Raw genomic sequence first — 20,008 nt, forward strand, 5'->3', positions numbered from 1 at the left:
GACGGTCGGCGTGACCCAGGGAGGCCATGTCCATGACCCGTTACGCCGCACCCGGCACCGAGGGCGCGCTCATGTCGTACGAGCCCCGCTACGACCACTGGATCGGCGGCGAGTACGTCGCCCCGGCGCGGGGCGGCTACTTCGAGAACCCGAGCCCGGTGGACGGACGTCCCTTCACGGAGCTGGCGCGCGGCACCGCCGAGGACGTGGAACGGGCCCTGGACGCGGCGCACGCGGCGGCTCCGGCGTGGGGGCGGCTGGCGGCGGCGGAGCGGGCGGCGGTCCTGTTGCGGATCGCGGACCGCATGGAGGCGAATCTGGAGGCGCTGGCGGTCGCGGAGACCTGGGACAACGGCAAGCCGGTCCGCGAGACGCTGGCCGCCGACATCCCGCTGGCGATCGATCAATTCCGCTACTTCGCGGGGGCGCTGCGGGCGCAGGAGGGGACGCTGAGCCAGATCGACGAAGAGACGGTGGCGTACCACTTCCACGAGCCGCTGGGGGTGGTCGCTCAGATCATCCCGTGGAACTTCCCCATCCTGATGGCGGTCTGGAAACTCGCTCCGGCACTCGCGGCGGGCAACGCGGTGGTCCTCAAACCGGCGGAACAGACCCCTGCTTCCGTGCACTACTTGTTGAGCCTGATCGCCGATCTGCTGCCGCCGGGGGTTGTGAACGTCGTCAACGGCTTCGGCGAGGAGGCGGGCAAGCCACTCGCCTCCTCCCCCAGGGTCGCCAAGATCGCGTTCACCGGTGAGACGGCGACCGGCCGGCTGATCATGGGGTACGCCTCCGAGAACCTGAAGCCGGTGACGCTGGAGCTCGGCGGGAAGTCGCCCAACATCTTCTTCGACGACGTGTGGGCGGCGGACGACGACTTCCGGGACAAGGCGCTCGAAGGGTTCACGATGTTCGCCCTGAACCAGGGCGAGGTCTGCACCTGCCCGTCGCGCGCTCTCGTCCAGCGCGGGCACTACGGCGAGTTCATGGAGGCGGCGGTCGCCCGCACGGAACTCATCGTGCCGGGGCACCCGCTGGACACCACCACGATGATCGGGGCCCAGGCATCGGCGGAGCAGCTCCGGAAGATCGTCTCGTATCTGGAGATCGGCCAGGAGGAAGGCGCGAAGGTCCTGACCGGCGGCCAGGTCATCGAGTACGACGGTGAACTGGCGGGCGGCTACTACGTCCAGCCGACCGTCTTCGAGGGCGACAACCGGATGCGGGTCTTCCAGGAGGAGATCTTCGGCCCGGTGGTGGCGGTGACCTCGTTCACCGACTTCGACGACGCGATCCGCACGGCGAACGACACCCTGTACGGTCTGGGCGCGGGCGTCTGGACCCGCGACACGAACACCGCGTACCGCGCGGGACGGGCGATCCAGGCGGGCCGGGTCTGGACGAACTGCTACCACACCTACCCGGCCCACGCGGCCTTCGGCGGCTACAAGCAGTCGGGGATCGGCCGGGAGGGTCATCACATGATGCTGGACCACTACCAGCAGACGAAGAATCTGCTGGTCAGCTACTCGGCGAAGAAGCTGGGCTTCTTCTAGCGGAACGGAAGAAGGCGCCTGACCTGGGGATTTCCCCGGCTCAGGCGCCTCCTCGGAGCGCCCGGACCTTCCCATGGCGGAGGTATCGAAATACCGCTCCTCCTCCCAGTCCATCCCATCGGTATCCCAGTCCTGACCAGCAGTCCCGGGCCATACACGGGCCAGATCGCGGCTCAGCCCCCGAGGCCGGCGTGGCGCGGAGGGTGACGCCCTGCGTGAGTGCCGGCGGGCAGGGTCCACGCCGTGAGCCGGGGCTGCCGCACGATCTTCGGGCTTCGCGCACCGGTGGTCGACGGTGGCCGCGCCCGTCTTCTCCGCCCCCGCCCCCACCCGGCCGACGTGCGGCCGGGCCTCCCCCCTTGCCTACGACGTGTCCCGCTTCGGGCCCGCCGAGGCCGTCAGGGTCCCCTTCACGCCGTGACCGTGCCCGCGAGCCGGCGCACCTCGGTCGTGAAGGCGTTCAGGAGGCGGCGGGCGGCGGGGTCCGTGAGGGCCGAGGTGCGGTATTGGAGGACACCCTGGACGGCGTCGGGGGTGAACTCCACGATGAGGGCCACCTCGAACTTGGCCTGGGGGTGGTGGACGCGCACCCGGCGGCAGTCCAGGCCCGGCAGGTCGAGGGGGTGCGGGCCGTCCATGCTCAGATAGATCTGCGGGAAGTAGCGGGGGCGCGGCCGGGCGTCCCTCAGGAGGAGTCCGGCGACCGCGCCGAAGGGGACGTCCTGGTCGGCGAGGGCGGTCGCCAGTTCCCTGCCGCGGGAGCGCAGCCGGTCCCGGTCCTGCGGGCCGGGGCGGCCGTCGGCGCGCAGCAGGATGGTGTTGACGAAGCAGCCGACCACGTCCTCGGTCCCCGGCGCCCAGCGGCCCGCCGCCACACAGCCGAGCAGGAACTCCTCCAGGCCCAGCACCTCGCCGACGGCCCGCTGGTAGGCCGCGTTCAGGAGCATCGGCACCGTGACCCGGGCGGTGGTCGCGGCACGGGCGAGCCCGGGGACGGCGCCTTCCCCTTCGGTGAGGACCAGACAGCGGGAAGCGCCCGGTCCGTCCTCCAGCGGCGGCAGGGAGCGCACCGGGAGACCGCCGACCCGCTCGGCCACCGCTCGGGCACGGGCGGCGGCATCTGCCGGGGCGAGGGTCGGGACGGCCCCGGGAAGCGGGGCTTCGGTGGGCGGGGTCGTCGCCGCCCCGCTCCAGAGGGCTTCGAGGGTACGCAGGAAGACGCGCAGCGACGCGCCGTCCGCGACGAGGTGGTGCCAGACCAGGAGCAGCACCCGGCGCCCCGGTCCGGCCGACAGCAGCAGACAGCGGCTGAGGGGGCCTCCGTCGAGGGCGGGGCCGGTGAGCGATTCGCGCTCGATCGTGGCGTCCAGCTCGTCGGCGGCGACCGCGCGGCGCTCCACGGTGACGGTGTGCTGGCCGAACAGCATCCCGGGGACCCGTCGGTGCAGGCGCAGCGCCGCCGTGAACGCCGGATGCGACGCGAGGGCCTTCTCCACGGTGGCGGCGAAGGCGTCCTCGTCCAGCTCGCCGAGAATCTCGTAACAGGCGTGTTCGATGTAGAGGGTGGGTTCGGCGGAGACCTGCTCGTGCATCCAGATGGCGAGCTGGGCCGGGCTGAGCGGGGTGCCGGGTTCCTCCGCCACGTCACACCACCGGTCCGGCCGGATCCGCCGCGAGCGCCACGAGGGCGTCGCGGTGCAGCGTCCAGACCCGTTCGAGGCCGTCGCGGTCCCACTGGCCGGTGTCGCCGGTGACGTCGAGGCGCAGACCGCCGCCGACGGCGTCGAGCACGGCGTCCACGACCAGCGGATAGCTGGTCTTGTCCCACATGCGGGTGGAGTCGACCCGGATGCGGCCGCCGGGAGTGCCGTCGCGGTCGTCGGACAGCTCGGCCCAGAGACGGAAGTGGGCGAAGTTGAGGATGACGTCGAAGAGCGGGCCGCCGGCCAGGGCACGGATGTCCTGGAGCGGGAAACGCCGGTGCTCCAGGGCGTCGCGCTCGGCGTCGAACGCCTGGCGTGCCAGGCCCTCCCAGCTGGCCCCCGCGAGGTCGGCGGAGACCGGCAGGATGTTGAGGAACAGGCCCACCAGACGGTCGGCTCCGGCAGCCTCGGGACGCCCGTTGACCGGCAGGCCGACCACCGGCCTGCGGGTGTCGGCGAGTCCGGCGACCACGGCGAGGTGGGCGGCGACCACGAGGCTCTTCAGCGGAACCTTCAACCGGGCGGATACGGCGGTCAGTTCCTCGCGCAGCCCGGCCGGGACGTCACGGGCGACGCGCAGCCGTCCGGTGCTCGGCGCGGCCGTGCGCCGGGCCAGCGGCGTCGGACGCAGTTCCGCGCACCGGGCACGCCAGAACTCCCGGGTGCCCTCCGATTCCCGCGCGCGTTCTTCCAGGCGTACGAACTCCTCGTACGGCAGGGCCGGACGGCGGGGCGCGGTCTCCTTCCCCGCGAGGGCGTCGGCGTAGGCGTCCATCAGATCGGCGAGGAAGACGGTGTCGCTCCAGCCGTCCATGATCGCGTGGTGGAAGCCGTAGAGCAGCCAGAAGGAGGTGTCGTCCCGCCGGGCGGCGCACACGCGCATCATCGGGGCCCGCGCCACGTCGAAGGGACGGCCCGCCTCGCCGGCCAGCCGCTCCAGTTCGGCCTCGAACGCGGCCTCGTCCAGGCCCCTCAGGTCGGCGGTGGCGAGGGGCAGGGCGGGCACGGTCTCCACCACCTGGCGGGGTCCGCCCTCCGCGCCGAGGTCGAAGCGGGTGCGCAGCACTTCGTGGGTCCGGGCGGTCCGGTCCAGCGCCGTGCGCAGAGCGCTCTCGTCGAGCGGAGCGGCGACCCGGTGGGCCATCACGTCGTGATAGAGCGACTGGTCGGGACTGCTCACCGCCTCGAAGATCAGGCCGAGTTGGAGCCGGGTGGCCGGATAGGCCGCCTCGCACCCGTCGGGGAGCCCGGCCGAGGCCGCCCCGGGAGGGACCGATTCCCCGGCTGCCGGCCCCCTTGTTTCTCCGGCTCTCCGCCGGTCCCCGGACCCGCTGTCCGGGGCCGGGTCCGAAGGCCGCCCGGCCGAGGCCGCCGGGTCCGGCGCTCCCTCGTTCCGTACGGCCTCGTCCGGTGCCGTCAGGTCCGGTGCCACCGCGGTCTCCGGTACGGGCTCCGGGGTGTCCTGGTCGTCCGCCGGGCACACCTCGCGCAGTACGGGGGTGTGGAACATGTCGGCGAGCGAGACCGTGACGCCCAGTTCCTCGGCGTCGGCGACGGCCCTGATGGCCAGCATGGAGTCGCCGCCGAGGGCGAAGAAGTCGTCGTCCGGTCCGACGTGCGGCACGTCGAGCACCTTCGCCCAGACCTCGGCCAGGATCGCCTGGTTGCGGCCGACCGGAGCCGTACCGGCCGGGGACCCGCGCCCGTCCTCGGGCCCGGCCTCGGCTTGCGCGGCAGTGGCGGCGGCCTGTTCCGCGAGGGCGCGGCGGTCCAGCTTGCCGGAAGGGCCCAGCCGCAGCTCGGCGGTGATCACCAGACGGGACGGGACGAGATGGGGCGGCAGCGTCCCGGCGAGAGCCGCACGCAGCCGGGGCGCGTCCGTTTCCTCGCCGGGGTGCCCGACCACGTAGGCCACCAGCTGTTTCCCGCCGTCCGCGACCTCCTCCGCGACCACGGCGGCCTCCCGTACCCCGGGCAGGCCGAGCAGCGCCAGTTCGACCTCCTTGGGTTCGACGCGGAAGCCCCGGACCTTGACCTGCTCGTCCGCGCGGCCGAGGTACTCGACGGTGCCGTCGGGACGCAGCCGCCCGAGGTCCCCCGTGCGGTACATGCGTGCGCCGGGGACGGCGGACCACGGGTCGGGCAGGAACGCGGCGGCGGTGGCGCCGGGCCGGTTCGCGTACCCGCGGGTCACACCGCCGCCCGCGACGAAGATCTGCCCCCGCTCACCGGCGGGCACCGGCCGCAGGGCCTCGTCCAGGACGTGGACGCGGACACCCGCGAGCGGACGTCCGACCGGCAGCCGGTCCGCCGCCGTGTCCTCGGGCGTCACGGGGTGGGCGGTGGCGAAGGTGGTGGTCTCGGTCGGCCCGTACCCGTTCACCAGGACGACCCGGCGGCCCTGCCCGGCGGCGTACCGCAGGAACTGCCCCGACCTGGCGGGCGAGAGGACGTCGCCGCCGACGACGACCTGGCCGACCCCGTCGAAGACCTCGACCTTGGAGCGGACCAGTTCGTGGAAGAGCGCGGGGGTGAGGAACAGGGTGCTGACCCCGTGTTCCCGCACGACCTCCGGGAGTTCGTCGATCGCCTGGTAGGTCGAACCGGGCAGGACCAGGCGCGCGCCGTGCAGCAGCGCGCCCCAGATCTCGAAGGCGGAGGCGTCGAACGAGGTCGGCGAGAGCTGGAGGAACGTCTCGTCGGGGCCGAAGCGGACGTACTCCTGTCCCCGGACGAGCCCGAGGGCGTTGGCGTGGGTGACCACCACGCCCTTGGGACGCCCTGTGGAGCCGGACGTGTAGATCACGTACGCGGCGGCGTCGCCCGGCGCCCCCGCGGTCGGCGGCCCGGGGTACGCGGGGGGCGTTTCGCCGCGCGGCCCGTCCGCGTCCGCCGGGTCGGCGACCGGGACCACCGGTGCGCCGCCGGGCAGCACGCCGCCCGGCTCCGCCACGACCGCCGCCGCCCCGCTGTCGCGCAGCATGAAGTCGATCCGCTCACGCGGGTACTCCGGCGACACCGGTACGAACGCGGCGCCCGTCTTGAGCACGCCGAGCATCGCGACGACGAGGTCCACCGACCGCTCCAGATGGATCGCCACCCGGTCCTCGGGGCCGATGCCCCGCCCGGCCAGCCGGGCGGCGAGCGCGTCGGCGCGTCGCCTCAGCTCCCCGTAGCCGATCCGCTCCCGGCCGGAGACGAGGGCGGTGCGCTCGGGCGAGCGCGTCACCACGGAGTCGAAGACACCGTGCAGGGAATGGTCGCGCATGAGGAGCTTGCCCTTCCGTGAGGCCCGGTCCGAGGCCGGGCTGCCAGGTCGTGTCAGTGGGCGCCCCGGCTCGCGGCGCACCGCGCGGCGGAACGGGGCGGGGAACGGCGGCGCTACGGAGCCGCCGGGCGCCGCGCGCGGGGGCGCAGGACGACGGGGAGGTGAGCCGGCCCCGAGACGAAGGCCGAGTAGACCGGACTCGGCGGGCCCGCCGGCTCGATCTCGGCCACCTGCTCGCACAACTCCTCAAGCAGAGCGGCCAGTTCGATGCGGGCCAGATGGGCACCGAGGCAGAAGTGCGGACCGTGGGCGAACGTGAGGTGCCGGTTGGAGGCACGGCCCGCGTCGAACGACTCGGGCGCGGTGAAAGCCCGTTCGTCGCGGTTGGCCGACTTCAGCCACACGCTGACGACGTCCCCGGCGGCGATGGTGCGGCCGTGCAGCTCCACGTCCCGGGTGGCGGTGCGGCCCGCGTGGAGCAGCGGCGAGGTCCAGCGCAGGATCTCCTCGACGGCGCCGCCGACCCCGGTCGCGCCGTCCCGCAGCGCATGCCACTGCTCCGGGTGGTGGGCGAGGACGTGGGCGCCGCCCGTCATGGAGAGCCGGGTGGTCTCGTCGCCGCCGAGGATCAGGCTGTAGCAGTTGAGGACCAGTTCGTCCTCGCTCAGCCGGCGCGTGCCGATCTCGGCGCGGGCGAGCAGCGAGATGACGTCGAGCGCCGGACCGCTGCCGCGCTTGCGGGCGAGCTTGGAGAAGAACATCAGGATCTCGGCCTGGGCGAGCCGGGCCTGGAGGGTGGCCGGCACCGGCTCGTGGGAGCCGAGCGCGACGCTGGTCTGCCGCAGGATGAAGGCGCGGTCCTGCTCCGGCACGCCCAGCAGGTCGCAGATCGCGGAGAGCGGGATGCGGGCGGCGATGTCGTCGGCCATGTCCACCGGTTCCCCGGCCGCGCCCCGCTCGACCGCCTCGCGCACCACGCGGCGTGCGGTGCGGCGGATGCCCTCGCCGATCTCGGCGAGCGCGCGGGGCGTGAACGCCTTGCGCAGCTCGGTCCGCAGCTCGGTGTGGCGCGGCGGATCGCTGACGACCAGCATGCGGTTGCCCGCCGAGTCGCCGTCCCCGAGGAGGGTGGTGAGCATGTTGCCGCGCGCCGAGGAGAAGGCGGCGGTGTCCCGCAGCACGTCCACCGCGTCCTCGTGCCTGCTGACCACCCAGAAGCCCCGCCGTGCGCCGGGCGGGGCCGCGTGCCAGGCGAGCGGCGCCCGCGCGCGCAGTCGCGCGAAGAGCGGTCCGAGATCCTCCTCTGCGTGCCGACGGGGATCGGTGAGGTCGACGCCGTCGAGGGCGACGTCGGACGGCGGCGGAGCCGTGGGGGCGCTCATGACCGGCGGATCGCCTCTCTGACGCTGCGCGGACGGATGTCCGGCCAGTGCGCGTCGACCCAGCGTTCGCACGCCTCGGCGTCGCCCGCGCAGGGCGCTTCCCGCCATCCGGCCGGGGCCTCGAAGTGGACGGGCACGATGGCGTACTGCTCCTCGTCGTTCACGAGCACACGGTGGGTCGGGGCCGGTGCGGAGGCGGCCTCCGGGGTCGGGACCGAGGTCATCGGGCGTCCTCCCTTTCGTCACGGTGGTGGTGCGGGTGCCGGGCGGGGCCGGTGAGCACCCGGTCGAAGCGGGCGCGCAGACCGGTGCCGCCGCGCTGCTGGAAGAAGTGGCCACCGGCGACCAGCTCCAGGGCGAAGTCGCCCGCAGCGACCTTCGACCAGCGGGCCACGTCGTCGGGGACGGCGAGCGGGTCCTCGGTGCCGCCCACGGCCAGCACGGGGCAGTGCACCGTACGGTCGTACCCGCCGGCCAGATGGTCGTGGCCGAGCCGGAGATCGGCGCGGACCACCGGCAGGAACAGCTGGGCGAACCTCGGATCAGCCAGTGCCTCCGGCATGCCCCCGAACCGGCCGAGGGCGTCGACGAGGTCCGCATCGGAGCGCTGGTGCAACGGCACCGTGTCCGCTGCGGTGGCGCCGCCGCCCGCGGTGCGCGAGGCCGCGACGGCCAGGAGCCGGGGCGTGACGCCCCGCTCCTCGAACCGCACGGCGGCGGTGTGCGCCAGATGCGCGCCGAGGCTGTGCCCGAGCAGCAGGGGCCGCTCGCCGGGGGCGAACTCCAGGAACGCGTCGGCGAGTTCCGTACCCAGATCGGTCAGGGCGGCGGGCATGGGAGTGCGCAGCCGACGCCCGCGCCTGGGGTACTGGGCCACCAGCGGGCGCCATCCGGGGCCGAGTTCGGTGATCCACTCGCGCATGGAGTGGATGTTGCCGCCCGCGAACGGGAAGAGCAGCGCGTACGGTCCCCGAGGTCTCTCCTCGGGGACCGGCGGGTCCCCGCCGGGCGGGGACATGCCGGGCGGGGACATGCCGGGCGGGGACATGCCGGGCGGGGACATGCCGGGCGGGGACATGTCGTACCAGCCTCCGGGCAGTGCCTTCATTCCTCCTCCCCCCTCGGCCGGGGCGTCCCGGGCGGCCCGCCGTCCGCCCGGTCGTCCGCCGCCGATCCGCCGTCCTTCCCGCCGACGTCCCCTGGCGCTCCCGGGGGCTCCTCGCCTTTCCGCTCCCCGCGTTCCTCCGTCGCGGCCATCCGTGTCACCGGACGCCAGGCGAGGACGGCGAGGAGCAGCAGGCCGACGCCCGCGAGCAGGAACGGAGTCCGGATGCCGAACCGGCCGGCGACGGCGCCGGCCACCAGCGCGCCGAGGGGCGCCGTACCGGTGCCGAAGAGGCGGTAGACGCCGTTGACCCGGCCGAGGACCCCGGGCGGCACGGTCGTCTGCCGGAACGACACGGTCAGCGTCTGGTACACCACCGCGCCGAAGGTCATCAGCAGGAACGCGGCCCCGGCCAGCACCGGTACGGTGGTGAGGCCGAGGACGAGCGCCGAACCGCCGGTCAGGACCAGTCCGGCGAGCGCGGCGGGAAACAGACCGAGCCGGGTGCGCGCCCGCGCGGCGAGCGTGCCGCCCAGGACGCCGCCGAGGGCTCCGGCCGCCAGGAAGAAGCCGTACGCTCCCGGCCGCAGGCCGAGCCGCTCCAGCACGTACAGGACCAGGATCGCGCCCACACCCGCGACGAAGAAGTTGATGAACCCCAGCATCCCGGCGAGGGTGAGCAGCAGCCGCTCGCCGCGCAGATACCGGTACCCCTCCCGGATCATGACGCCCCAGCCCGGGGCCGAGCCGGGGCCCGCCGCACGGGGCGCCGGTGCCGGGCGCACCGCGAGCAGCAGCAGGACCCCGCCGAGGAAGGTGGCCGCGTCGAGCAGGAACGGCAGGGCCATGCCGGCGGCGAAGAGCAGCCCGCCGAGCGGCTGGCCCACCGAATCCCGGGAGACCAGCTGGGCGGCGTGCTGACGTCCGTACGCGGCGGTCATCCGGTCCTTCCGCACCACCTGCGGCAGGAACGACTGGGCGGTGACGACGAAGAAGACCTCGCACACCCCGAGCAGCAGGGCGGCCGCGCAGATCAGGACCAGGCCGACGACGTCGGCGAGGACGGCGAGACCGAGCAGCGCGATCAGCAGGAAGCGGATCAGGTCCGCGGTGACGAGCAGCCGCTTGCGGTTCCACCGGTCGGCGGCGACGCCTGCGAGGGGGGAGGCGAGCAGCGGCAGGGTGCCTGCGACGGTCACGAGGGCGAGAAGCTGAGGATCGGTCGTGTAGGAGACGGCGAGCAGCGGCAGCGCGGTGAGCCGCATGCCGTCACCGAGCGCCGACACGGCGGAGGAGGCCCACAGTCGGCGGTAGTCGCCCCAGCCCGTCGGGCCGAAGCGCGCCTCCCCGTCGGCGCGGTCCTGGACGCGCCCGCCCGGGGCCGGTGCGCTCACGCGGCCTCCCCGCCGACGTGCCCGAGGTCGACGGCCCGGACCGTGACCGCCCGCTCGGGCGGCTGCCGCTCCGGCAGCGCGTGCAGCCGCTGGACGCCGTCCTCGGCCGGGGGGAGCCCCCTCGTGGCCCCGGCGGGCGCGTCCTCGAACCCGGCGAAGCGGTAGGTGATCTCCATCACCCGGTTGCGGTCCGTGGGCCGGAAGTCGGCGACGATGCCGGTACCGGCCCGCGCGGCCTGGTCGAGCAGATTGCGCAGGATGAGCGAGCCCGCGCCGAAGGACACCACCCGGCAGGAGGTGGCGAGCAGTTTGAGGTGCCACTGCGGGGTGTCGGTGCGCAGCAGGACCACGCCGACGGCGCCGTGGGAGCCGAAGCGGTCCCGCATGGTGACGGCGAGGACCTCGTGGCCCGGCTCGGCGATCAGCCGGACGAGCGCGTCGTGCGGATAGTGGACGCCGGTGGCGTTCATCTGGCTGGTGCGCAGGGTGAGTTCGGCCAGGCGGACCAGATCGCCCTCGGTGGCCCGGCCGATGCTCATCTCGATCTCCAGGGACCGGAGGAACGCCTCGTCCGGCCCGTCGAACTCCTCGCGGGCCCGATCCCGGGCCATGCCCGCCTGGTACATGCGACGGCGGCCGGCCGCCTCCGCGGTGACCGTGCCGGGGGTGAACTCGGGCCGCTCGGCCAGGGACGCGAGGTCCTCGGGCGTGTAGACCCTCACCTCGGGCAGGTGGGCGGCCATCTCGGCCCGCTCGTACTCCGTGTCGTCGACGAAGGCGAGGGCGGCGGTGGCGAAGCCGAGCCGTTCGGCGATGCCGCGGACCGATTCGGGCTTGCGACCCCAGCCGATCCGCGCGGACACGAAGTACTCGGCGACGCCCAGCCGTTCGAGGTGCGGCCACGCCTGGTCGTGGTCGTTGCGGCTGGCGACGGCGTGCAGGATGCCCCGCCGGTCCAGCTCGGCGATCAACTCGCGTACACCCGGGCGTAGTTCCGGCTCGTCGCCTTCGAGGAGGGTGCCCTGCCACAGGGTCCCGTCGAGGTCCCAGACGAGGCACTTGACCGGCGGCGCGGACGCGGCGGACGGGGCACCGGCCGCCCTGTCCGCGCCGGTCCCGCGCTCGGTCTGCGCCGTCCCGTCCGTCCCGCCCGTTTTATCGGTCACCGGCATGGTCACACCTCCCACAGAGTCGCGGCCCACGCGGCCACCGGGCTGTTGTTGAGGACAAGGACGAGCCCGCCGGGGGCGATCTCGCCCTTGGCGAGCAGGTCCCTGAGGTTGAGTACGACGTCCATCGCGCCCAGGTGGCCGTAGCGGGCCAGGTTGTCGCGACACACTCCGTGGACGGGCAGGCCGAGCAGCGTCTCGTAGAACTCGAAGGCGGAGGCGGTGACGTTCTGCATGAGCACCGCGCCGACCTCGCCGCGCGCGGCGCCCGCGTCCCCGAGCACCTCGTCGACCAGCCTGCCGAGGCGCTGACCGCTGTGCAGGGCCAGTTCGAAGCGGTAGCGGTCGGGCGAGGAGCACTCCTCGCGCCACTCGTACCAGGGGCTCTGCTTGTAGTCGACCTGGAAGAGGTCGTGGAAGGTGCCGTCGGTCTCGCCCCGGTGCGCCCGCAGGACCGGCCGGCCGCCGCGTTCGAGCGTCATGGCGAACGCGCCGTCGCCGGTGACCGTCACGGGGGGCCGGACGCGGTCCGCCCCGGTGGGCCGGCTGGCGTGGGCGATCAGCACCTGCCGGCGGGCGGGGTCGGCGCGCAGCAGGTCGGCGGCGAGCCCCCAGGCGGCGCTGGAACCGGTGCAGCCCAGCCCGTCCACGGTGAAGGCGAAGGCGGCGGTGAGCCCGGCCTCGGCCTGGGCACGGCAGGCGTCGGAGCCGAGCAGCACGTCCGGAGAGCGGGCCCCGACGTGCAGCAGTACGTCCGGGCGGGCGCCGTGGGCGGTGACGAACTCGGCGGTGGCGCGGGCGGCGAGGGCGCCCGCGCTCTCCTCGACCACTCCCACCGTGTCGATGCCGCAGACGGAGAGGAAGTCGCGCCCGGCGGAGTCGAGTTCGGCCGCCTCGGGCAGTTCGCCGGGGGCGACGAACCGCTCCGGGAGCACGCAGTGGATGCGACCGATGCCGATCGCCGCGGCGGTGGTCACGCGTACACCCCCATGGCCTCTTCGGCGAGTCGCAGCTGGCAGATCTCGTTGCTGCCCTCGATGATCTCCATCAGTTTCGCGTCGCGGAGGGCGCGGGCGACGGGGTGCCCGTCGTGCGCCCCGGCCGAGGCGAGTACCTGGGCGGCGGCGGACGCGGCGGACGCGGCGGCGGACGCGCCGACGTGCTTGGCGACGAGCGCCGCGTCGAACATCTCGGGAACGCCCTCGTTCCAGCAGCGGGAGGCGTGTTCGCACAGACGCAGCAGGGCCTGTTCGGCGGCGCGCGTCTCGCCGATGTGCCGGGCGACCAACTGGTGCCGGAACAGCGGCTGTCCGAACTGCTCACGGGTCCGCGCGTGCCGGACCGCCTCGCGCAGACAGGACTGGACGATGCCGAGACAGCCCCAGGCGACGGAGAGACGTCCCGCGGCGAGCACGGACTGTCCGGTGAAGCTCAGCGGCGCCCCCGCACCCGGCAGCAGATGGCCCCGGTCGAGTTCGACGCCGTCGAAGGTGAGGTCGGCGTGACCGGCCGCGCGGCAGCCGCTCGGGTCGGGACGCCGCTCCACGCGCAGCCCGGGGGCGTCGGTGGGGACGAGGACCATGGCGGTGCCGTCACCGTACCGGCCGAAGACGAGGACGAGATCGGCGTACGTGCCGCCGGTCGTCCACACCTTGGCGCCGTCGATGCGCACCGTGTCGCCCCGGTCGGTGACGGTGGTGCGCATGGCCGAGAGGTCGCTGCCCGCGACGGTCTCGCTGAACGCCACGGCAGCGGTGGCGCCCGTGGCCAGGCGGGGCAGGAAGCGTTCGCGCTGGGCCGGGTCGCCCCAGCGGGTCAGCGCCCAGGCCACCATGGACTGCGACGTCATCAGGGAGCGGACCGAGGCGCAGAGGGTGCCCGCGTGGGCGGTCAGCAGACCGGCGGCCAGCGAGTCGAGACCGAGACCGCCCCACTTCTCCGGCACCTCCGGGCAGAGCACACCGGCCTCCGCGAGGCTCCGGACGACCGTCTCCGGGATCGCGCCCGCCCGGTCCCAGGCGTCGGCGTGCGGGGCGGCCAACCGGGTCAGCAGCTCCTGCGGACCCCGCGCACCGGTACTCCGCCGAGCGGTCACGACTCCTGCCGCAGGGTGGTGACGAGCCCGGCGACGGCGGACGCCGACCGGAAGTTGTCCAGCCTGAGCAGACCGGCGGTGACGCTCACCCCGTAGGTCCGCTCGACATGGGTCACCAGGTGCATGGCGAACAGCGAGGTGACCGCACCCGTCGCGAACAGGTCCTCGTCGGCGGCGAGTTCGATCCCGGTGCGCTCCTTGATGAAGGCGAGTATCTCGGTCTCGATCCCGGTGGTGGTGTCGGTGCTCATGCCATCCCCGTTCCGTATGCGTAGAAGCCCGATCCGGTCTTGCGTCCGAACCGCCCCTGTTCGACCTTCTCCAGCAGAAGCCGACAGGGGCGGTACCCGTCGGATCCGGTGCGCTCGTGCAGCACGTGGAGGGTGTCCACGACGTTGTCGAGACCGATGAGGTCCCCGGTGGCGAGGGGGCCGGTGCGGTGGCCCAGGCAGCTCGTGAAGAGGGCGTCGACCTGCTCCGGGGTGGCCAGGCCCTCCTGGACGATGGAGGCCGCTTCGTTGATCATGCGCTGGAGCACGCGGTTGATCACGAAGCCGGGTCCGTCGCCGACCACGACCGGCGTGCGGCCGAGCCGGGAGAGCAGGTCCAGGGCCCGCTCCAGGACCTCCGGCGCGGTGCGCGGGCCGCGTACCACCTCGACGCCCTCGATGAGGTAGGGCGGGTTCATGAAGTGGGCGCCGAGCACGTCCGATGGCCGGGCGGCCGACCCGGCCAGCTCGTCCACCGGAATGGCGGAGGTGTTGGTGAGCAGCGGGGTGCCGGGGGCGACCGCCGCCGAGACCCCGGCGAGCACCGCGGCCTTGACCTCCGGCCGCTCGACGACGCACTCGACGACCACGGTGGCGCCGGCCGCCGCCCGCAGGTCGGCACTGGACTCCAGGAGTCCGTCGGCGCTCGCCTCCGCGGGCAGCTTGCCCAGCATCTGGGCCATGCGCAGGTTCTGCCGTACGACGTCCCCGGCCCGTGCGCGGGCTTCGGCGCTGTCGTCCACGAGCAGCACCGGAACCCCGTGGCCCACGGCCAGCGTGGCCAGCCCGGCGCCCATGGTGCCCGCGCCGATCACCGCCAGTGTCGGCTCGCTCATCCTCGTTCTCCTCTCGTGTCGGTGAGTCCGGAACCGATCGACCGCCGGTACTCCGGCCGGTCGGCGAGACGGCGCAGGCTCCGGACAAGTGCCCGGGGTGCGACGGCGGAGGAGGCGCCTTCGGCGGTCAGCCAGGGGCGCCACGCGTCCGCGTCGACGGTGACGTGCGCGTCGTCCGGTGCGCCCGAGGTGTCCGCCGGGGCGTCCTCGGTGCGGATCAGGGCGATCGCGGCGAGCGTCTCGTCACCGCTGTCCAGGGCCAGATCGGCCACGGCGGCGTGCCAGTCCCGCACCGGAGCCTCGGTGGTGGGCATCCCCTCGGCGACGAGTCCGCCGATCAGGGCGCGCAGTGTCGTCGGCTCGGCGTCGACCAGGTGGTGGACCCGGCCCAGGGTGTCGGGGCGGTGTGCGAGGGCCACCACCGCGCGGGCCACGGTGTCGACCGGAGCCATGAACAGGGGCCGGTCGTCGGCGGGGCGCAGCCCGGTGGCGAGACTGCCCGCGAGTATCCGCCAGGTCATGTCCTTCGGGTTGCAGGCTCCGCTGACCGAGTCGCCCAGGACCAGACCGGGCCGGAACACCCGGACCCGCATGCCGTCCTTCTCGGCCCGTTCGATCAGCCGCTCGCCGACCCACTTGCTGGTGCCGTAACCGCCGGATTCGGCGGACAGCGGCTGGTCGCGCTCCTCGCGGACGCGGCGGGGCGTTCCGGTGGGGGTGGCGGCGGCCAGGCTGGAGACGTAGCTGAGATCGGGGACGCCGTGCGCCCGCATCCAGCGCAGGAGTGCGACGGTGCCGAGGACGTTGGCCTCGCGCAGGGCGCGGTACGGCTCGGTGAAGACGACCCGGGCGGCGCAGTGCACCACGCGGCCGACGCGGGCGGCGGCCTCCGGGACCCGGTCGAGGGCGGCGGAGCCTTCGGCGAGGTCGCCGACGACGACCCGGACCCGGGCGGGATCGGGCCGGGGAAGCGAGTAGGCGTCGGCGGCGGCTCTCAGGCGCCGCCAGGCGTGCTCCTCGTCGCGGGCCCGGACCAGGCAGTACACGGGCGCCTCGTCGGCGGCGCACAGTTCACGCAGCAGGAAGGCGCCGATGAAGCCGGTGGCGCCGGTCAGCAGCACCGCGCCGCCGGGGCGCTGCGGCGACGCCTCGCCGAGGGACAGTTCCAGGTCGGCGTCGACCAGGGCCCCGTCACCGTCCAGGGCCTCTCCCCCGAGGCCCCCTCCGGCGAGCCGGGTGCGGACGGCGTCGGCGACCCGGCGGACGGTGGCCCGGGTGCCGCCCACCCGGTGCAGGTTCAGCCGGACGTCGTGACGGCGGCCGATCTCCAGGGCCATCCGGGTGGCGAGCAGCGACGTGCCGCCGAGCCGGTCGAACTCGTCGTCCACGCCGATCGGCGCGATGCCGAACAACTCCTCCCACAGGGCGACCAGTTCGGCCTCCAGCGCGTCGGCCGCGGGCACCGGGGCGCCGAGCCGGTCGGGCCGGGCGTCCGCCGTGACGGCCCGGTCCCGGTCGGTTCGGGACGCGGCGCTGTCGCGGCCGGGTGCGGCCGGGCCGTCCGGCCGCCCGCGCAGGACGTCGCCGATCCGGTCGAGGGCCCACAACCGGCGCCGCTGGAAGGGATAGGTCGGCAGCGGCACCCGGCGGGCGCCCGGGGCGGAACCGTCCGCCCTCGCGGCCCACGCGACGTCCACGCCTTCCAGCCACGCGGCGGTCAGCGCCGCGTCGAGGGTGTCGGCGGGGTCGGACGCGCTGCCCGCCCCGCCCGTCGCATGGCGGTCGGGGCCGCTCTGCCCCGGCCCCACGACCAGGAGGTACGTGCCGGCGGGGAGGGACGCGGGCACCTCGGGCGCGGTCCGTGCGCCGGGGCCGAGGGCGGCGAGCACCGCCTCCTCAAGGGCCGCCGCGCCGGGTGACGGGTCGGTGCGGACCACGAGCGGGGTCAGCGGGCGGGACAGCACGGTCCTGGCCTGCGGCGGCCGGGGCATCCGCAGGGCGCCCGCCAGCCGGTCCGGCGGGGCGGTGACGACTCTGCGGTGCTCGAAGGAGCGGCGGCCGACCCGCAGGGTGTGGACCAGGTCGGCGACCCGGTACGTGCCTTCGTCGAGGGCGTCGGCGAGCCGCCCGCACAGCGCGTCCAGGGCGGTGCGGGTACGGGCGGACACGGTCAGCCGTACCGTCGCGGGCGCCGGGTCGTCGGCATCGGCGGTGCGGGACACCGGGTCGGGAGCCCGCAGCACCACGGCCGTGTTGGTGCCGCCCTGGCCCATCGAGTGGACCAGGATCCTGCGGTCCGGGTCCGTACACCGCCCCGGAACGGTGTCGATGCGCAGCGAGCTGCCGGCGAGTATCCCGGGGTCCCGGGGGGCGGTGAACTGCGGGTGGGGCGGCAGCTGCCCGGTGTGGGCGATGTGAACGGCCTTGAGGAGACCGGCGATTCCCGCCGCCGAGCCGCAGTGGCCCACGTTGGCCTTGACGGAGCCGAGTCCGGCGAAGCCGGTGCGGCCCGTGGGACTGCGCAACGCCTCGGCGAGGCCCTGGAGTTCCACGTGGTCGCCGAGCGGGGTGCCGGAGCCGTGCGCCTCGACGTAGGCGATCCGGTCGGGGTCGGTACCGGCCGAGTCGAGCGCGGCGCGGACGACGTCGGCGACACCGCGCGGGCTCGGCGCCGTGAACCCGGGCCGGTCGGCGCCGTCGTTGTTGACGGCGCTGCCCTCGACGACCGCCCACACGTGGTCGCCGTCGGCGAGCGCGTCCTGGAGCCGCCGCAGCACCACCACGCCGATGCCCGCCCCGGGGGCCGTACCGCTGGACTTGGCGTCGAAGGAGCGGCAGTAGCCGTCCTCGGAGACGATGCCCCCGGCCTCGTAGCGGTATCCGGCCTCCGGCACCGATCCGCCGCTGCCTCCGGCGAGGGCGATGTCGCAGTCCCCGGCGAGCAGGGCGTTGACCGCCTGGTGCACGGCGGTGAGGGAGGAGGAGCAGGCGGTCTGGACGGCGATGGCGGGGCCGCGCAGCCCGAGCCGGTGGGCGACCCGGGCGGGCATGAAGTCGAAGAGGCTGCCCCGGCGCACGTCGCCGTCGGCGACGGCCGCGAAGCCATGCTCCCGTGCGCGGGCGAGATAGAGCGCCATGGCGTACGTGCTGAAGCTCGCCCCCGCGTAGACGCCGACGAGCGGGCCGTCGTCGCGCGCCGGGTGTCCGGCGTGTTCCAGGGCCTCCCAGCACACTTCGAGGAAGACGCGCTGGTACGGGTCGATCAGCTCGGCCTCGGCCGGGGCGATGCCGAAGAACCCGGCGTCGAAGTCGGTGAGGCCCGGCAGCCGCACGCCCACCCGCACGTAGTCGGGCGAGGCGTGCAGGGAGTCGTCCACACCGGCGGCCCGCAGCTCCTCGTCGGTGAACTCGCGCATGCCGACGCGTCCTTCGGACAGGTTGCGCCAGAAATCAGCGGGGCCCCACGCGTCGGGGAACCGGGCTCCCACACCGACGACGGCTATGTCGGTCTCGCTGGTCATTCGCTCGCCTTCCGGTTGCTGGTGCGCTGCGGCGTGGTCCGCCGGCGCCGTGCGGCAAGTCGGCTCCGGTCGCCTCCCCCCGCCCCGGGGGTCACCCGGACGGAGAGCGGCGGCGGTGCGAAGACGGGGTCGTGGAGCAGGGCTGCCTGGGACCGTACGGTCGCGTGCCGGAACAGGTCGCCGACCTCCAGCGGCCGTTCGGTGAGCGCGCGCAGCCGTTCCAGGAGCCGGATGAGCAGCAACGAGCTGCCACCGGCCTCGAAGAACGCCTGGTCCAGGGAGACGTCGGGGGTACGCAGCACCTCCCGCCAGGCTTGCAGCACCTGCTCGACGAGGTCGCCCCCGCCGACGGGGGCGCCGGACCCGGACCCCGGTCCGGCCCCGTGCACCGGCCCGACCGCGGCTCCGGTGACTTCGGACATGCCGGTGTCGGCCGCGAGCAGCGCCCGCAGGGCGTGGCGGTCGGCCTTGCCGGTGGCGGCGACCGGGATCCGGTCGAGCGCCATCAGCCGGTCGGGCACGAGATGGGCGGGCAGCAGCGCCCGCAACCGCTCGCGCACCGCCGCCGGGTCGGTGACGGCCGCGTCCAGGACGGTGAACGCGACGAGTTCGCCCTGGTGGCCGAGTACATCGGCCTGGCGGACGCCGGGCAGTCCCAGCAGGACGTGCAGCGTCTCGCCCGGCTCCACCCGGAAGCCCCGCACCTTGACCTGGTCGTCGGCCCGGCCGCGCAGGTGGACGCGGCCCCGGTCGTCGGTGAAGGCAAGGTCCCCGGTGCGGTAGATCCGCTCCCCGGTGGGCGCGGTGCGGAAGGCCGCGCGCGTGGCCTCGGGCCGCCCGAGGTACCCGGCGGCGACCTGCGGTCCGCCGATCCACAGGACCCCGGTGCCGCCCGGCGGGACGGGGCGCAGCTCGTCGTCGAGGACCAGGACGGTGACGCCCGGCAGCGGCACGCCGACGGGCGGCGTCCCGTCCTCGTCGGGGTCGAGGCGGTGGGTCAGGACGCCCACCGTGGTCTCCGTGGGGCCGTAGTGGTTGAGGAGCAGGGCGTCCGGGGCGCGCAGGGCCGCGAGTTCCTTGGCGAGAAGCGCCGGAACGGCCTCGCCGCCGAGGACGATCGCCCGCAGCCCGCCGATCTCCTCCCGCAGCGGGGTGCGCAGCAGCTCGGCGAGGTGCGAGGGCGTGAACTTCACCGCCTGAACGCCGTGTTCGCGCACGACCCGGGCGAGCGCCGCGCCGTCGAGTGCCTGCCGGTGGTCGGCGATCACCACGCTGCCGCCGGACGCGAGGGCCCCGTGCAGCACAGTCACGGCGAAGTCGGTGTCCATCGTGGTGGCCAGCAGGGTGCGGCGGGCGGCGAGCCCGGGATGGGCACGGTGCAGTCCGTCCAGATAGGCGGCGAGGTTGCCGTGGGTGACCCGTACGCCCTTGGGACGGCCGGTGGTTCCCGAGGTGTACATCACGTAGGCGAGGTCGTCCGCGTCGAGGGCGACGGGTTCGGGCCGGGTGTCCTCGCCGCCGGGGCCGTCCGCCGGGACCAGGGACACGTCCGCGCCGCAGGCGGCCACGGCCGCGGCGCCCGCGCCGTCGACCACGACGGCCCCGGCCCCGGTGTCCTCGATCAGGAACCGGAGGCGGGAGGCCGGCTGGTCGACGCCGACGGGGCCGTACGCGGCGCCCGCGCGCAGCACGCCGAGCCGGGCGGCGAGC

Annotated in this window: 14 protein-coding genes; 1 reads left to right on the forward strand and 13 read right to left on the reverse strand. The window is 74.5% G+C overall.

Features of this window, described 5'->3' with window-relative positions; all coding sequences use genetic code 11:
• Nucleotides 1-32 precede the first annotated feature (32 nt).
• Entirely contained in the window at nucleotides 33-1,556 is a 1,524-nt protein-coding gene (locus BU197_RS10640; protein WP_188268020.1) for an aldehyde dehydrogenase family protein, read from the forward strand.
• Between the two features lie 410 nt (nucleotides 1,557-1,966).
• On the opposite strand, the gene BU197_RS10645 is transcribed toward BU197_RS10640, so the two are convergent.
• The 13 genes from BU197_RS10645 to BU197_RS10705 all read right to left on the reverse strand — a co-directional run.
• Nucleotides 1,967-3,199: a condensation domain-containing protein gene (locus BU197_RS10645; RefSeq protein ID WP_188268021.1), complete on the reverse strand. Its 1,233-nt coding sequence runs from the start codon at nucleotides 3,197-3,199 to the stop codon at nucleotides 1,967-1,969.
• Nucleotide 3,200: 1 nt separating this feature from the next.
• On the reverse strand, nucleotides 3,201-6,527 hold the full coding sequence (locus BU197_RS10650; RefSeq protein ID WP_188268022.1) for an amino acid adenylation domain-containing protein: 3,327 nt from the start codon (nucleotides 6,525-6,527) through the stop codon (nucleotides 3,201-3,203).
• A 113-nt stretch (nucleotides 6,528-6,640) separates the two neighbouring features.
• Nucleotides 6,641-7,909 carry a cytochrome P450 gene (locus tag BU197_RS10655; protein WP_188268023.1) on the reverse strand — a complete coding sequence of 423 codons (1,269 nt, stop codon included), beginning with the start codon at nucleotides 7,907-7,909 and terminating at the stop codon, nucleotides 6,641-6,643.
• Nucleotides 7,906-8,133, reverse strand: a complete 228-nt coding sequence (locus BU197_RS10660) for an MbtH family NRPS accessory protein (protein WP_188268024.1) — start codon at nucleotides 8,131-8,133, stop codon at nucleotides 7,906-7,908. The genes BU197_RS10655 and BU197_RS10660 overlap by 4 nt, the downstream gene beginning before the upstream one ends.
• Entirely contained in the window at nucleotides 8,130-9,017 is an 888-nt protein-coding gene (locus tag BU197_RS10665; RefSeq protein WP_188268025.1) for a thioesterase II family protein, read from the reverse strand. The genes BU197_RS10660 and BU197_RS10665 overlap by 4 nt, the downstream gene beginning before the upstream one ends.
• Nucleotides 9,014-10,408: an MFS transporter gene (locus BU197_RS10670; protein WP_188268026.1), complete on the reverse strand. Its 1,395-nt coding sequence runs from the start codon at nucleotides 10,406-10,408 to the stop codon at nucleotides 9,014-9,016. The genes BU197_RS10665 and BU197_RS10670 overlap by 4 nt, the downstream gene beginning before the upstream one ends.
• Nucleotides 10,405-11,574, reverse strand: coding sequence for an HAD-IIIC family phosphatase (locus BU197_RS10675; protein WP_317452266.1), 1,170 nt, complete (start codon nucleotides 11,572-11,574; stop codon nucleotides 10,405-10,407). Before BU197_RS10675 ends, BU197_RS10670 begins: the two co-directional genes overlap by 4 nt.
• Before the next feature lie 8 nt (nucleotides 11,575-11,582).
• On the reverse strand, nucleotides 11,583-12,554 hold the full coding sequence (locus BU197_RS31280) for a 3-oxoacyl-[acyl-carrier-protein] synthase III C-terminal domain-containing protein (protein ID WP_188268028.1): 972 nt from the start codon (nucleotides 12,552-12,554) through the stop codon (nucleotides 11,583-11,585).
• Nucleotides 12,551-13,672 carry an acyl-CoA dehydrogenase family protein gene (locus BU197_RS10685; RefSeq protein ID WP_317452265.1) on the reverse strand — a complete coding sequence of 374 codons (1,122 nt, stop codon included), beginning with the start codon at nucleotides 13,670-13,672 and terminating at the stop codon, nucleotides 12,551-12,553. The genes BU197_RS31280 and BU197_RS10685 overlap by 4 nt, the downstream gene beginning before the upstream one ends.
• Nucleotides 13,669-13,923 (reverse strand): phosphopantetheine-binding protein, encoded by a 255-nt coding sequence (locus BU197_RS10690; protein WP_188268029.1) that lies wholly within the window; start codon nucleotides 13,921-13,923, stop codon nucleotides 13,669-13,671. Before BU197_RS10690 ends, BU197_RS10685 begins: the two co-directional genes overlap by 4 nt.
• Complete coding sequence (locus BU197_RS10695; protein ID WP_188268030.1) at nucleotides 13,920-14,777, reverse strand: 3-hydroxyacyl-CoA dehydrogenase family protein; 858 nt, start codon at nucleotides 14,775-14,777, stop codon at nucleotides 13,920-13,922. Before BU197_RS10695 ends, BU197_RS10690 begins: the two co-directional genes overlap by 4 nt.
• On the reverse strand, nucleotides 14,774-18,298 hold the full coding sequence (locus BU197_RS10700; protein ID WP_188268031.1) for a thioester reductase domain-containing protein: 3,525 nt from the start codon (nucleotides 18,296-18,298) through the stop codon (nucleotides 14,774-14,776). Before BU197_RS10700 ends, BU197_RS10695 begins: the two co-directional genes overlap by 4 nt.
• Nucleotides 18,295-20,008, reverse strand: a 1,714-nt coding sequence (locus BU197_RS10705; protein ID WP_188268032.1) for an amino acid adenylation domain-containing protein, incomplete at its 5' end; no start/stop codon positions are given. The genes BU197_RS10700 and BU197_RS10705, both read right to left, overlap by 4 nt.

It is taken from the genome of Streptomyces sp. CBMA291 (assembly GCF_014596525.1).
Taxonomy (GTDB): domain Bacteria; phylum Actinomycetota; class Actinomycetes; order Streptomycetales; family Streptomycetaceae; genus Streptomyces.

Excerpts from the sequence above, each read along its gene's own strand:
- BU197_RS10700 (WP_188268031.1), bottom strand. The coding sequence starts at position 18,298 with ATGACCAGCGAGACCGACATAGCCGTCGTCGGTGTGGGAGCCCGGTTC.
- BU197_RS10655 (WP_188268023.1), bottom strand. The coding sequence starts at position 7,909 with ATGAGCGCCCCCACGGCTCCGCCGCCGTCCGACGTCGCCCTCGACGGC.
- BU197_RS10665 (WP_188268025.1), bottom strand. The coding sequence starts at position 9,017 with ATGAAGGCACTGCCCGGAGGCTGGTACGACATGTCCCCGCCCGGCATG.
- BU197_RS10690 (WP_188268029.1), bottom strand. The coding sequence starts at position 13,923 with ATGAGCACCGACACCACCACCGGGATCGAGACCGAGATACTCGCCTTC.
- BU197_RS10650 (WP_188268022.1), bottom strand. The coding sequence starts at position 6,527 with ATGCGCGACCATTCCCTGCACGGTGTCTTCGACTCCGTGGTGACGCGC.
- BU197_RS10640 (WP_188268020.1), top strand. The coding sequence starts at position 33 with ATGACCCGTTACGCCGCACCCGGCACCGAGGGCGCGCTCATGTCGTAC.
- BU197_RS10695 (WP_188268030.1), bottom strand. The coding sequence starts at position 14,777 with ATGAGCGAGCCGACACTGGCGGTGATCGGCGCGGGCACCATGGGCGCC.
- BU197_RS10660 (WP_188268024.1), bottom strand. The coding sequence starts at position 8,133 with ATGACCTCGGTCCCGACCCCGGAGGCCGCCTCCGCACCGGCCCCGACC.